Genomic DNA, 13,231 nt, shown 5'->3' on the forward strand with positions numbered 1-13,231 from the left:
CCGTAGGGACCACCGGCCCCTCGCCCCGGGCGCTCGGTCACCTGAGCAGTACGCGGCAGGGCGGCGGGCTGCGGCTCAGCGCGCCGGGGTCGCGGACCCGGACGGCGCGGGCACGGGCGACGCGGTCGCCGACGGCGCGGGCTCCGGCTGCTTCGCCTGGGCGATCGCGGCCTCGAACGCTGCGACCGTCGCGGCGTCGACGACACCGGTCGGCGGGACGCCGAGGTCGGTCTGGAACTTCTTCAGCGCCTGCGTGAGCGCGTCGGACTCCTTCCCGTCCACCGGCCCGTCCCAGTACCCGAGCAGATGAAGGGTCTGCTGGAGGGCGGCCGTCGTCGCGACCGCCGACTGCGCCGCCGCCTCACCCTTCGCCGCGAGGTCCGTGCGCAGCGCCTCCTCGGTCGCGGCGTCGACCACACCGGTCACGGGTAGCTCGTGCGCCTCTTGGAGAGCCTCGACCGCGGCCACCGTGTCGGGTCCGTAGACGCCGTCGGCCTTGCCGGCGTAGTACCCGGCGTCGGCGAGGGACTGTTGGAGCGCGGTGGTGTAGGCGAGAACGGCCTTCTGCCCCTGGACGAGCTGCTCGTCCGAGACACACCCGGCGTCGGCAACGAGCCGGAGCCACGACACCTCCAGCGCAACCGCCGCCGCGTTGAACTTCTCGGACGCCTCATCAAGCGGGGTGTCGTCCGTGATCTCCTGCTGCGCGGTCGTGAAGTCGGCATCGGCCTGCTTCACCCTGGCGACGGACTCGGCCGGGGCCACCGGCACGGGCGTCGCGACGGAGGGCGACGGCGTGGAGGAGGGCTCCGTCGACCCGCTCGCCGACGCCTGCAGGTTCGCCAGGGTCGCGTTCGCCTCCGCAAGAGCGTTCTCCGCGTCGGCAACCGTCTTGCGCGCCTCCTGTGCGGCCTGCCCGTCCGCGAGCACGTCCTGCCGGGGCTCGAGCAGGTCGGCGCCCGCGGTCGAGACGTCGCCGACCGTCGGCCCCTCGGCGGTGAGCACGTCCCCGTAGCGGTCGAGCGCGGTCACATAGCCGGCGGCGCTGGTGCAGAACGCGTCGGTCGTCTCGGTGGCCGCGGCCTGCGCGTCCGCCAGCGCCTTCTCCTTCTCGGCGACCTGGGCCTCGGCCCGGTCGAGCGCGGACTCCGGGTTACCGGACGTGCACCCTCCGAGCAGGACGGCCGCACTCACCAGAGCCACGCCCGCAGCCCATCGTCCCGCACGCCTTCGACTCACTGCGACCTCCCTCGGCCGAGCACTGGGAGTCGCGCCCCGAGGGCGGCGGCCCGCGCCGAACCGGCGTGATCCGATGGTGGCGCAGGTCAGGTGCCGTGGAATCGCCCGCCGCGGGTGAGCCGGCGCCGTTCGCCCCAGGTGCGCACGACGTCAACCCCGGAGCCCTCACGGCCGATGGCGACCGCCGTTGGGCGAGGCGCCACCAGGGCACGTGTGGCCGTTCGACGGTTCCACAGCCAGAGCACGTCCCGGCCGAACGACTCGGCCAGCAGTGCGAGCGCGACGAGCAGCGCGGCGTCCGTCACGACAACCGGCCCGACACCCGCCGCGGCCGCGGCAAGCGCAATCCCCACGGTCGCCGTCACCACCTTGCGCCAGTAACGCGGCGGAAGCGGGGCCCGCAGCCAGGGCAGGCCTCGCCCAGCCAGCCCGAAGGCGTACCGGACGCCGCCCATCGCGAGCACCCAGACGCCCACCGACCGGGCGACGGTCACGCTGAGCACCAGGATCAGGAAGGCGTCGACCTCCCCGTCGAACCACGCACCGAACGGCGATGCCGTGCGCGTCCGCCGCGCTACCTGCCCGTCCACCGCGTCGAGCGCGAGAGCGGGAACCGTGAGGGTCACGAGCGCCCCGACCGCCGGCGTCCGGAGGAACGATTCCGCGACCAGGGCCGCCACACTGCAGGCCAGCACCGCCCGGGTCAGCGTGACCATGTCGGCCGCCCCCCGCTTGTGGGCGTAGCGGGACAGGGCACGGCCCTCCACGACAGCCCCCACCGCGCCGCACGCCAGCCCGACGGCCCAGCCGATCGGGCTCAGGCCTGTGGCCGCCCCGAGCGCGGCGAGCAGCGCCACGAGCGCCGCCGGTCCGACCATCCACCCGCTCCGATCAGCGAGCACGACACCTCCTCTATCCGTCACGTCAGCGTGGCGAGCGTTGGTACCGTCCGGTTCATCGACGGAGAGGTGAGCGACCCATGGGAGTCCCGGTGCTGCCGTTCCACGGCTGGCTGAAGCTGCGCGAGCCCGCCGACGCGGCAGCTCGCTCCGAAGAGCTCGTCGCGCAGGTCCGGGCGTCCATGGCTCCCGGCCGCCTCGTCGTCCACGACCTGGGCTGCGGGACCGGCTCGATGGCCCGGTGGCTCGCCCCTCGTCTGGCCGCTCCGCAGCACTGGGTCCTGTACGACCGGGACGACGAGCTGCTCCAGCTCGCCGCCGCGAACCCGCTGGGGAGCTCCCCCGGCGGCGATCCGATCACCGTCGAGACCCGGTGGAGCGAGATCACGCGGCTGAAGCGCGACGCGCTCGCAGGCGCAGATCTGGTCACCGCCTCGGCGCTGCTCGACGTGTTCACGGCGGACGAGCTCGAGCGGTTCGTCACGACCTGCGTTGAAGCGGGTTGCCCCACGCTCGTCGCACTCACCGTCACCGGCAGGGTCGAGCTCTGGCCGAGCGACCCGCTCGACGCGCCCGTCACCGACGCGTTCAACGCGCACCAGCAGCGCAGGACCGACAGGGGCGACCTGATCGGCCCGGCGGCGGTCAGCGCCGCCGACGCGGCCTTCAGGAAGGCCGGCGCAGACGTGACCATGCGTCCGAGCCCGTGGCGGCTCGGGCAGGCTGACGCCACCCTGGTGACGGAATGGTTCACGGGCTGGGTGGGGGCTGCAGTGGAGCAGCGACCGGAGCTCGCCGTACAGGCCAAACCATACGCGGAGCGACGACTGGCCGAGATCGCAGCCGGCCGGCTGTCGGTCACCGTGCACCACAAGGACCTGTTGGCGCGACCTCGCTGACAGGGAGTGCGGGCCCCGAGCATGTGTCCTCCTCTCCTGGTAGACGGATGAGTCCCGGCATCGGTTCACCCCGACGCGATCCCGCCGCGAGGAACGCGGTCCCGAGGAACAGGTCGGTCCAGGAGGGATCGGCCAGCTCGGTCCAGATGGCGGCGCGGATCGTCTCCCACGGGCGGTGCGCGAGCCAGGCGTCGATCGACGCGAAGCGCCGCACCGCCACGGCGCCGACCTGCGCCAGCCACCGAGGCGCGCCGTCGGGAACCTTGAGGTCGAGGACGACCAGTCGGCCGCCTCCGCGCAGCGCGGCGGCGCCGTGACCGACGACCGCCGCGCACTCGGGGACCTGCGACAGCGCATATGTCGACAGGACCGCGTCCACCCCGGCCGGGAAGCCGAAGTCGGCGGCGTCGGCCTGGACGAGGCTGACGTTGCTCCAGCCGTTCAGCTCGATCCGGTCCTGCGCCCGGGCGAGCATCGCGTCGGTCAGGTCGACCCCGACGATCCGCCCGTCGGGGCCGATCGCCTCCTCGATCAGAGGGAAGTTCAGACCCGTGCCGCACGCGACGTCGACCACGGTGTCTCCCGAGCGAAGGCCGAGCGCCTGGACGGCCCGGAGGCGTTGTGACCTCTGGGGGTAGAAGGGCACGGGATAGAGCCGGGAGGTCACGTCGTAGTGCTTCGCCTTCCTTCGGTAGATCCCCACGAGGCGCTCCCGCGTCCGGTCGCTCTCGCTCACCCGTGGGCTCCTCGGTCACGGTCGTTTGCCGGCAGCACGGCGCGTCGCCCGCTCAGGAACCCGCGCCCTGCCGGGCGGCGGACTCCACGGCGGTCTTGATCGCCGCCATCTCGCGATCGCTGACGCGCTGGAGACTGCCCTTGATCGGGCCGGAGACCGCGCGCATGAGGCCGGCGAGATCGACCTCGATCCACATCAGGGCGTCGGTCTGCCGCCCGCCCGCCGGCTCGAGCTCCATGGCCCACCGCGAGCCGGATCCCGCCATCGACCCGGCGAACTCCATGTGACGCGGCGCCTCGACCGCGGTCACCTCCTCGCTGCGGTGGTGAGTCCACCCCAGGTCCTTGGCCCGCTGCTCGACCCATGAGCCCGGCTGGAGCGGCTCCCCGCCGCGAACCCAGCACTCGAGCACGGTTGGCGCCCACTCCGGCCAGCGTCCGACGTCGCACAGGTACGTCCACACCTCGTCGACGCTGCCGGCGATGGTCGTGCGGCTCTCGGTCCTGATCGTCATTGCCGGCCTCCGGTGTGGCCGATCGAACCGAGACGATCGGCGTCCGCCCAGTATGGGCATTGGTAGACGCACGTCGCGAGCGCCACCGCCTGCGACGACGGTGAAGTGCCCTCACGATGTAGACGAGCGCATCAGGGGCGAACTTCAGCACCGGACCGCGGGCGGTCTGAACCCCACCGCCCTGGCGTCCGTTGAACAGTCGTACCCCCTGGAGACGGAGGCACGGTGCGACGGGATCACCCTGCACAGGCCGACGGCGAGGCACCCGCGACGCCCGTGGCGGGCGAGCCGGCGCACGAGGACAGCCCGGCGCGGCCACCGACGACGCGGCCGCGGTCCGCGCGGTCCATCGCCGTGGGCGTCCTTGCGGCCCTTGCGGTCTGGGGCGCGCTCGTAGCGCCGGGCGTGGTGCGCCCGGTGTCGCCGGCGCTGTTCGCCCGCCTGCCGCTCGAGGGCCTCCTCTTCGCCGCGCTCGTCCTCGTCCTTCGCCCGCGATGGCGACCCTGGGCCGCCGCTCTCTTCGGAGTGGCGCTCGCCCTGCTGCTCGTGGCGTCGGCGCTCGACGACGGGTTCGAGACGTTCCTCAGCAGGCCATTCGACCCCGTCAACGACTGGCGGTACCTCGTCCCGGCCGTGGGCGTCCTCGGCGACGCCGCGGGGTGGCCGACGGCGGTCGCAGCCGCCGCCGGCGCGTGCGTCGCCGCGCTGGCCGCGATCGTCCTGCTTCCGCTGGCGGTCGTGCGTCTGACCGGTCTGGCGTCGCGCCACCGCACGACGACAGCCTGGGCGGTCGGCGCGGCCGGGGCCGTGTGGGTGGTCCTGGCGGCCACCGGCGTCGAGGTCGCCCCTGGCGCGCCGATCGCCGCGGTCAGCGCCGCGACGACGGCGTACGACCAGGTGAGCCGTGTCCGTGCGGACATCGTCGACACCCATCGCTTCGCGCGCGACCTCGCCACGGACCGCTTCGCCGACGTCCCCGGCGGCCAGCTTCTGAGAGGGTTGCGCGGCAAGGACGTCCTGATCGTGTTTGTCGAGAGCTACGGGCGCGTCGCGGTGGAGGGACCGGACCTCTCGCCGGGGGTCGATACGGTGCTCGACTCGGGCACCGGGGTGCTGCGCGCGGCGGGCTTCGCGTCCGAGAGCGCCTGGCTGAGGTCGCCGACCTTCGGCGGCGTGAGCTGGCTGGCGCACTCCACGCTCCAGTCCGGGGTCTGGGTCGACAGCGCACGCCGGTACCAGCAGCTCCTGGGCAGCGACCGCCTCACACTGACCCGTGCCTTCGGACGAGCGGGGTGGCGGACCGTCACCGACATCCCGTCGAGCAGTCGCAACTGGCCCCAGGGCGAGCAGTTCTACGGCTTCGACCAGCTCTACGACTCACGGAACGTGGGCTATCGCGGTCCCCAGTTCAGCTACGCGACCATGCCGGACCAGTACGTGCTCGAGGCGTTCCGCAGGCTCGAGCTCGCGCACACCGACCGGCGCCCCGTGATGGCAGAGATCGACCTGGTGTCCAGCCACACCCCGTGGACCCCGCTGCCCCGCATGGTGCCGTGGGACAAGGTCGGTGACGGGTCGGTCTTCGACTCCATGCCCGCCGAAGGCAAGGGCCTTGCCCTCGTCACCGGCGACGAGGTGCAGCGGAGACTGTACGGCCAGTCGGTCGAGTACTCGCTGAGCGCACTCGTCTCGTTCGTCGAGACCTACCCCGACCCCCACCTCGTCGTCGTCGTGCTCGGGGATCACCAGCCCCACCATCCGGTCACGGCCGGGTCCAACCATGATGTGCCGATCACGGTGATCGCCCACGACCCGGCGGTGATGCACCGGATCGCCGGCTGGGGCTGGGCGGCCGGGATGCGCCCGACGTCGGCGGCTCCGGTCTGGCCGATGGACGCCTTCCGCGACCGCTTCCTCACTGCCTTCGGCTCGAGTACCGGGCGCGCTTCCTAGTCGCGGACCCGCCAAGCACTACATGCCCACCACCGAACACCCGGCCCGGGCTCACTCGGCGAGATTTGCGCGGGAGAACCGCACCTCCTCGATGTCCAGGGCTGCCTGGACGCGGCGCAGCACGATGTCGTCGATCCGCTGCTCGTCGCGCAGCTCGAGGAGGGCTTCGCGTCGGCGGGCGAGGAGCGCGAGCGACAGGCTCGTGTACTGGTCGTCGTGCTGCACCACCGGGTCGCCCGCGGCCCCGGCAGCGGCCACGAGCCTGCGCTGCTTGTCCAGCTCGCGACGGACCCGATCGACCACCGTCCCACCGATGCCCAGCTCGGCGGCGGTGGCGTCGACGGCCTCGATCGCCGCGTCGACGGTGAAAGCCTCGGCGAACTGAAGCTCCTCGGCGACCGAGTCGTCGGCAGGCAGCCGCGCGAACCGCACCACCGACGGGAGCAGCAGCGCCTGCAGAAGCGTCAGCACGATGACGCCGCAGGCGATCAGCACGATCAGGTCCCGGTCGGGAAACGGTGCGCCGGAGCTCAGCGTGTGCGGTACCGCGAGCACCGCGGCGAGCGAGACCGCTCCGCGGAAGCCAGCCATCGCGCTCACGGTGCGCTGCCGCGCGCCGACCCGGCGCAGCCGCTGGGCGGGGCGGCGGTCGACGAGACGGATCAGGTACGGCGTGGTGTAGCTCCAGGCCCACCGCACGCCGATCACGACCACGGTCACCAGGACGGTGTCGACGACCGCGTGCATGAGGGAGGTGCTGGTGAGGCCGCGAAACGCCGACTGCGCCGAGATGCCGACCAGGACGAACAGGGCGCTGCTCAGCACCGTCGTGGAGAGCGCCCAAAACGGGACCATGAGCTGCCTGGTGGCCGCACCGGTGATCCGCGGCGTCACCTGGCTCATGAACAGCCCGCAGCAGACGACGGCCAGGACACCGGAGGCATGGATGGCGTCGGCCAGCAGGAACGCCGCGAACGGGGTGACCAGCATCGCGATGCCCTCGAGCATCGGGTCGTCCATCCGGCGGCGCACCTGCCAGCTGAGCAGCCCGACCAGACCACCCGCCAGCACCCCGCCCACGTAGGCGAGCACCAGGAGCCAGGTGACGTGCAAGCCGGTCAGCTGCTGCTCCCCGACGGTGACGCCGACCGCCAGCCCGTAGACGACCAGCGCGGTCCCGTCGTTGACGAGGCTCTCGGCGCGCAGGACCGTCACGGTGCGGCGGGGCAGGGCGCGCGCCAGGACCCCGACCGCCGTGGCGTCGGTCGGGGCGAGCGCCGCGCCGAGCACCCACGCGGGACCCCACTGCATGCCCAGCGCGTGGGCGGTCGCCGCGACCGCGGCGGCGGTGGCCACGACCAGCACCGTGCTGGTGAGGAGGACCACGCGCAGGTTCTTGCGGATCTCCCGAAGCGAGGTCGTCAGACTCTCCCAGTAGAGCAGCGCGGGCAGGAACAGGAGGAGCACAACCTCTGGCGGGAGCTGGGCCTGGCGCAGGTGTGGCACAAACCCCACCAGCACGCCGACGAGGACCAGCAGGAGGGCGGGCGCAATCGGATAGCGGCGCGCGAGCGCGCCGCACGCCACGAGAGCCACGCCGAGCAGGACGACCATCTCGAGTCCGAACATCCGGCAATCCTCGCGATAGTCAGCTGACTCGACCACCTCGGACCGCCCGCAGTAACCGCTTCGTCAGCACTTCCTTTCGATCGTCGTCGACAACCTCGGCATGATCACGGCTCCCCAGCAGGTCTCCGCGGTGATCGAGCAGGCCACGCCGGCGACCAGCTGACGGTCGAGGCGGGCGGACTTTCACCTGATACGCGGCAGCAGGACTCGCGACTGCGCGGGTCCTCCGGCGTGCGTATGAACGGCAAGTGCTACCCGACAGTGAAGATGGGAAGGCAGAGGACGACGCCGAGGATCGAGCCCAAAATGAGGGGGCGTGCGAGGGCGCGTCGCGTGACCTTCTCCGAGACCGTGGTCCGGGCGATCGGCGTGGTGGCGTGGCCCAGCTCTCGGAGCATCGTGGGAGCTGCAGTGGTCGTCGTCATGGGGGGTCGTCCTCCTTGGGTTCGAGACGACCCTCCGGTTCAGATCCGCCACACCTCCGAGCACCAGCAGCCACCTGAGTGGGCGACGACGTCACAGTGAGTACGGCGGCGAGAGAACGGGGTGCGTTGCGCGCCGGGGCGACGCAGGGCTCCGAGCCCGCGGAGCCACTCCTCGCGGGTGAGGCCGCTCACTCGTCCTCGTGGCACCGTCGACGCCAGACCGGGACGTGGTAGGCCGACCGCGGTTCGCGACGCGTGCGGCGCGCCGCGCGTCCATGCCGACTGGCTCAACCGAGCCTTGCAACCCTTTGGCGACCCGAACAAGGAGGTGCTGTGAGCCTGTCAGGTCAGATAGTCGTCGCAAGCGGCGGGAGCGCCGGCATCGGTCTCGAGACGGCGCGACTGGCACGGACGGAGGGTGCCGACGTCATCTTGGTCGCCCGGAACCCCGACCGTCTGGAGCGGGCGGCGGCCGACATCGGTGCCCTGCGCACGGCCGCCTTCGAGGCCACCGACGCGGCCGCCCTCGCCCGATTCTTCGAGGGTCTCCCCGCTCCGATCGGCCACGTGATGGTCACCGCCGGCCGCCCGTACTACGGCACGCTGGCTGCGCGACACCCTGCCGATCCGCCGGGTGGTCAGTTCGGCCGACGTGGCGGCGCTTGCAGTGCCCATCATGACCAACACCGCGCTCACAGGAGCGACCTTCGACATCGACGGCGGCCAGCAGCTGCTCCCCTGACCTCTTCGGTCTAGGTAGTCGAGTGACGACCGGATCGCCCGGCGGTCAAAGACCGACTCGATGCCTGATCAGGAGCCGGACGAGCGTGTCGTCGTCGAGGTTCGGGACGCCTAGGACAGAGCGATCAGGGCCTCGGGGTCGGTCATGGCGAGGAGAATTCCCCAGTGGCGGAGCAACGCTCCCCACTGTGCCCGCCGGCTCGCCACCGGAGCCTCGGCGGCGCCGTGGTGACCGCGGCGCGCTGGCTCCCGATCTCGTCCTGCTGGATGACGTCGATGGCCATCAGTGACCTCCTGTTTCTCGTGAATGGCTTCCACGAGAAACGTCGCGCTGAGGCGCAGGCGTCGCACCAGTGTGCGGCACTGGTGCGATCACGGGGGGACACTCGGTCCGGCTCAGCCTCACCCTTGACAGCGATCACCGCCGAGGTCTTTGGTCGCGAGTAGCGCAGACCCAGAAGAGGAGATCCATGAGGACGATCGAGTGCGATGTCGTGGTCGTCGGCCTGGGGCCGGGTGGCGAGCACGTCGCCGGCAGCCTGGCCAAGGCGGGGCTCCGCGTCGTCGGCGTGGACGAGCGACTGGTGGGCGGCGAGTGCCCGTACTTCGGCTGCATCCCGACCAAGATGATGGTGCACGCCGCGCAGACCCTCCGGGAGGGCCGCCTGGTCGACGGACGAGCCGGCACCGCGACGGTCTCTCCGTCCTGGAAGCCGGTCGCGGATCGAATCCGGACCGAGGCCACCGACGACTGGAACGACCAGGTCGCGGTCGACCGGCTGGTCGACGCAGGCGCGACCTTCGCCCGCGGCCGCGGCCGCATCACCGGCCCCGGCGAGGTCACAGTGACCGGCCCCGACGGCCGGGACACGACGTACGCCGCCACGAAGGGCATCGTGCTCAACACCGGCACCACGCCCGCCGCGCCACCTATCCCTGGACTCGCGGATACGCCGTACTGGACCAACCGGGACGCCGTCCCGGCCACCGAGCTGCCCACGTCGCTCGCCGTTCTCGGCGGCGGTGCGATCGGCTGCGAGCTGGCACAGGTCTTTGCCGCGTTCGGGGTGAAGGTCACTGTCGTCGAGGCGTTCGACCGCCTCCTCGCGCCGGAGGAGCCGGAAGCCTCCGAGGCGGTGCAGCGCGCGTTCGATGCCGCGGGGATCACCGTCCTGACCGGGGCGCGCGCCGAGCGGGTCTCCCACGACGCCCACGGGGTCAGGATCGACCTCGGCGACCGGACCGTCGCTGCCGATCGGCTGCTGGTCGCCGCCGGGCGTCGCAACAACCTGTCCGACGTCGGCCTGGAGCACGTGGGCCTCGACCCGAACGCCAGGGTCCTCGATCCCGACGAGCGGATGCGCGTCGCCGACGGCGTCTGGGCGATCGGCGACATCACCGGAAAGGGCGCCTTCACCCACGTGTCCATGTATCAGGCCGACGTCGTGATCCGTGACCTCACCGGCGTCGACGGCCCGTGGGCGGACTACCGCGCCGTCAGCCGTGTCACCTTCACCGCCCCGGAGGTCGGATCGGTCGGTCTCACGGAGAAGGCGGCCCGGGACCAGGGCCTCGACGTCCGCACGGCGACCGGCGACCTGGGCACACGCGGGTGGATCGCCGAGGACCCCGGCCTGATCAAGCTGGTCGCCGACGCCGACCGCGGCGTCCTGGTCGGCGGCACCGCCATCGGCGCGATGGGCGGCGAGGTGCTGTCACTGATCGTGACGGCCGTCCACGCCGAGATCCCGATCAAGGTGCTGGCGGACATGCACTTCGCCTACCCGACGTTCCATCGCGGCCTTCAACCCGTGCTGCGTGCGCTCTTGTAGGGACAAGGCGTCCGGCGTCAACGGCTGGCTGTACTCGGCCAGCGCCCGGTCAGCCCGCAGCGACGGTTCGGCCTTCAGCGCGACCGAGCGGTGCCACGGGGCCCCGCGGTTCATGCGCACGGGTTGCCGCCCTCACGGGGCGCCTTGCCCTCCCGTGGCTGTCCTCGACCGAGACGCTCAGGTCTCGGTCGACGCCGTCCGCGCCAGCATCTCGGCCCGCCTCTCCGCGCGCTCCTCTGCCTGGTTGATCGCCCATGCGGCGTTGACGAGCCCGATGTGGCTGAACGCCTGGGGGAAGTTGCCGAGGAGCTCCCCGGACTGGGGGTCGACCTCCTCCGCGAGGAGGCCGAGGTCGTTCGCGTAGCCGGCTGCTCGCTCGAACACCGCACGAGCCCGGCCGACGCGGTCTGCCAGCGCGAGTGCGTGAGCCAGCCAGAACGTGCAGAGCAGGAAGGTGCCTTCGCTCCCCTCGAGGCCGTCGACGCCGGTCTCGGTCCGGTACCGATAGACCAGCCCGCGCTCGTCGGTGAGCCGCTCCTCGATGGCGTCGATGGTGGCGAGCACTCGGGGGTCGGTCGCCGGAAGAAGGCCGACGATAGGCACCATCAGGGTCGAGGCGTCGAGCGCGTCGCCGCCGATGTACTGCGTGAACGCATCGGCCGAGTCGCTCCATCCGTCCTGGGTCACCATCTGCTCGATCTCGGCTCGCGCCTGCTTCCATTCCCGTACGGGTGCCGCTCGCCCGATGACGTGGGCCATTTGAATGGCTCGGTCCAGGGCCACCCAGCACATCACCTTCGAGTGGAGGAAGTGCCGCGGGGTACCACGGATCTCCCAGATGCCGTTGTCGGGCTCTCGCCAGCGCACTGCGGCGGTGTTCGCGAGGGACCCCAGGAACGCGCGCGTGTCGTCGTCGAGGTCGGTGAGCTGGTGCTGCAGCCGATGTGCCGCGCCGAGCAGCTCGCCGTACACGTCGACCTGGTTCTGGTTCCACGCGCCGTTGCCGACCCGCACGGGGCTGCTTCCGCGCCACCCGGCCAGGCGGGGCAGGGTTCGCTCGGCGAGGTCGTGCTCGCCCCCGACGCCGAACATGATCTGGAGTGCGTGGTTGGCGGCGACACCGCCTTCCGCGGCGGCGGCGATGAAGGCGAAGAAGTCGACCGCCTCGTCGGGGCACGCCGCCACCCAGAGGGCCTCCATGGTGAGGCTCGCGTCCCGGATCCAGCAGTAGCGGTAGTCCCAGTTGCGGGCACCGCCCGCCACCTCCGGCAAGGACGTCGTCGGAGCAGCCACCACTGCGCCGGAGGGCTGGAACGTCAGCGCCTTCAGCACCCGCCCGCTGGTGTGCACCAGGTCGCGCCAGGGCCCTTGGTATCGCTGGTGCAGAGCCGACCACGACCGCCACGCCGCTACCGTCCGATCAAGCAGCATCCGGATCTCGTCGGCAGCCCACACGCGGGCCGGCAGCTCGTTCCAGGTCGACCGGTGCAGCGCGAACTGCAGCGTCTCACCGGCGGAGAGCCGGCGGCGCCCCACCACCGCTCCGGCCGCCAGTGCGGCCAGCTCCACGGGCGTGGTCAGCACCAGGCGTTCCGCGCCACCCCGTGCCGCCACTCCACCTTGGACCGTCGACAAGACTGGTACGACGACCCCGTACTCGGGCCGGGGCGCGTAGGAGACCTCGACCTCCGCGTTCCCCGCCACGCACGTCAAGGAGCGCACCAGCACGTGCGGTACGTCGCGCCCCAGCGCGTGCCCCTCGTTCTCCGGCCCCATCGCCAGGGCGTCGCTCAGCACCACCGTGCCCGTGGAGGTCCGGAACGTCGTCTCCAGCACCATCGTCCCGTCCAGGTAGCGACGCGCCGAGGAGAACTCCGCTGTCGGACGGATGGACCAGTGGCCGGCGCCGTCGTCGAGCAGCCGAGCCATGACGGACGGGCTGTCGAAGCGGGGAAACGTCAGCCACTCGACAGACCCAGAGGTGTCGACGAGCGCGGTCGAGTGGCAGTCCGACAGCAGGGCGTGGTCGCCGATGGGTGTGCCGCTCATGCGGCCTCACCTCCGATCGTCGACCGGTGATGGAGATCGAGCGTCGGCGCGGCGTGTGTCGACCTTGCGAGTCTGGCACATCTCGTCCAGACGCTCCTGGGGCCCGCAACCGCCGAGAGCCCGCACGCAGCCAGCCGGCCCGCGGCACGCGTCCGCGGGGCTGACGCCCGTGGCCAGACCAGTGACCCACACGGGTTCGAGCCCGTCGCTGCAGAGCGAAGTTCGGGGTGCTTCACATCCCCACGAACCAGGAGCTCACCGTGCAGACGAATCGCATTCGAATGGCATTCGCAGTGCTGGCCGCACTCGCGCCCA

At 71.8% G+C, this 13,231-nt stretch carries 10 protein-coding genes; 4 read left to right on the forward strand and 6 right to left on the reverse strand.

Going from position 1 to position 13,231, the window contains the following annotated elements; translation table 11 throughout:
• Positions 1-75 precede the first annotated feature (75 nt).
• Both ACO4JP_RS11135 and ACO4JP_RS11140 read right to left on the reverse strand, forming a co-directional pair.
• A complete protein-coding gene (locus ACO4JP_RS11135) occupies positions 76-1,203 on the reverse strand; it encodes a peptidoglycan-binding domain-containing protein (RefSeq protein WP_425953760.1) in 1,128 nt (375 codons plus the stop codon).
• 122 nt (positions 1,204-1,325) lie between these two features.
• A complete protein-coding gene (locus ACO4JP_RS11140) occupies positions 1,326-2,141 on the reverse strand; it encodes a CDP-alcohol phosphatidyltransferase family protein (RefSeq protein ID WP_425953761.1) in 816 nt (271 codons plus the stop codon).
• 77 nt (positions 2,142-2,218) lie between these two features.
• On the opposite strand from ACO4JP_RS11140, the gene ACO4JP_RS11145 reads away from it, so the two are divergent.
• The gene (locus ACO4JP_RS11145) at positions 2,219-3,037 is read left to right on the forward strand and encodes a class I SAM-dependent methyltransferase (protein ID WP_425953762.1); all 819 of its coding nucleotides are present in this window, start codon (positions 2,219-2,221) and stop codon (positions 3,035-3,037) included.
• Here the strand turns inward: ACO4JP_RS11145 and ACO4JP_RS11150 are convergent.
• Entirely contained in the window at positions 2,997-3,773 is a 777-nt protein-coding gene (locus ACO4JP_RS11150) for a class I SAM-dependent methyltransferase (RefSeq protein ID WP_425953763.1), read from the reverse strand. The genes ACO4JP_RS11145 and ACO4JP_RS11150 overlap by 41 nt on opposite strands.
• Before the next feature lie 52 nt (positions 3,774-3,825).
• A complete protein-coding gene (locus ACO4JP_RS11155; RefSeq protein WP_425953764.1) occupies positions 3,826-4,287 on the reverse strand; it encodes an SRPBCC family protein in 462 nt (153 codons plus the stop codon).
• A gap of 225 nt (positions 4,288-4,512) precedes the next feature.
• Between ACO4JP_RS11155 and ACO4JP_RS11160 the strand changes: the two genes are divergently transcribed.
• A complete protein-coding gene (locus tag ACO4JP_RS11160; RefSeq protein ID WP_425953765.1) occupies positions 4,513-6,240 on the forward strand; it encodes a CDP-alcohol phosphatidyltransferase in 1,728 nt (575 codons plus the stop codon).
• 51 nt (positions 6,241-6,291) lie between these two features.
• Here the strand turns inward: ACO4JP_RS11160 and ACO4JP_RS11165 are convergent, their stop codons facing one another.
• Positions 6,292-7,869, reverse strand: a complete 1,578-nt coding sequence (locus ACO4JP_RS11165; RefSeq protein WP_425953766.1) for a Na+/H+ antiporter — start codon at positions 7,867-7,869, stop codon at positions 6,292-6,294.
• A 758-nt stretch (positions 7,870-8,627) separates the two neighbouring features.
• Here ACO4JP_RS11165 and ACO4JP_RS11170 point away from each other — a divergent pair.
• The gene (locus ACO4JP_RS11170; protein WP_425953767.1) at positions 8,628-9,050 is read left to right on the forward strand and encodes an SDR family NAD(P)-dependent oxidoreductase; all 423 of its coding nucleotides are present in this window, start codon (positions 8,628-8,630) and stop codon (positions 9,048-9,050) included.
• Between the two features lie 455 nt (positions 9,051-9,505).
• Complete coding sequence (locus ACO4JP_RS11175; RefSeq protein ID WP_425953768.1) at positions 9,506-10,867, forward strand: dihydrolipoyl dehydrogenase family protein; 1,362 nt, start codon at positions 9,506-9,508, stop codon at positions 10,865-10,867.
• A gap of 177 nt (positions 10,868-11,044) precedes the next feature.
• On the opposite strand, the gene ACO4JP_RS11180 is transcribed toward ACO4JP_RS11175, so the two are convergent.
• Complete coding sequence (locus ACO4JP_RS11180) at positions 11,045-12,916, reverse strand: glycoside hydrolase family 15 protein (RefSeq protein WP_425953769.1); 1,872 nt, start codon at positions 12,914-12,916, stop codon at positions 11,045-11,047.
• Positions 12,917-13,231: the final 315 nt, after the last annotated feature.

It is taken from the genome of Xylanimonas sp. McL0601 (assembly GCF_049852175.1).
Lineage (GTDB): Bacteria > Actinomycetota > Actinomycetes > Actinomycetales > Cellulomonadaceae > Xylanimonas.

Bases quoted from the DNA above. Each gene is read 5' to 3' on its own strand.
- ACO4JP_RS11180 (WP_425953769.1), bottom strand. From the start codon at position 12,916: ATGAGCGGCACACCCATCGGCGACCACGCCCTGCTGTCGGACTGCCAC.
- ACO4JP_RS11175 (WP_425953768.1), top strand. From the start codon at position 9,506: ATGAGGACGATCGAGTGCGATGTCGTGGTCGTCGGCCTGGGGCCGGGT.
- ACO4JP_RS11165 (WP_425953766.1), bottom strand. From the start codon at position 7,869: ATGTTCGGACTCGAGATGGTCGTCCTGCTCGGCGTGGCTCTCGTGGCG.
- ACO4JP_RS11155 (WP_425953764.1), bottom strand. From the start codon at position 4,287: ATGACGATCAGGACCGAGAGCCGCACGACCATCGCCGGCAGCGTCGAC.
- ACO4JP_RS11145 (WP_425953762.1), top strand. From the start codon at position 2,219: ATGGGAGTCCCGGTGCTGCCGTTCCACGGCTGGCTGAAGCTGCGCGAG.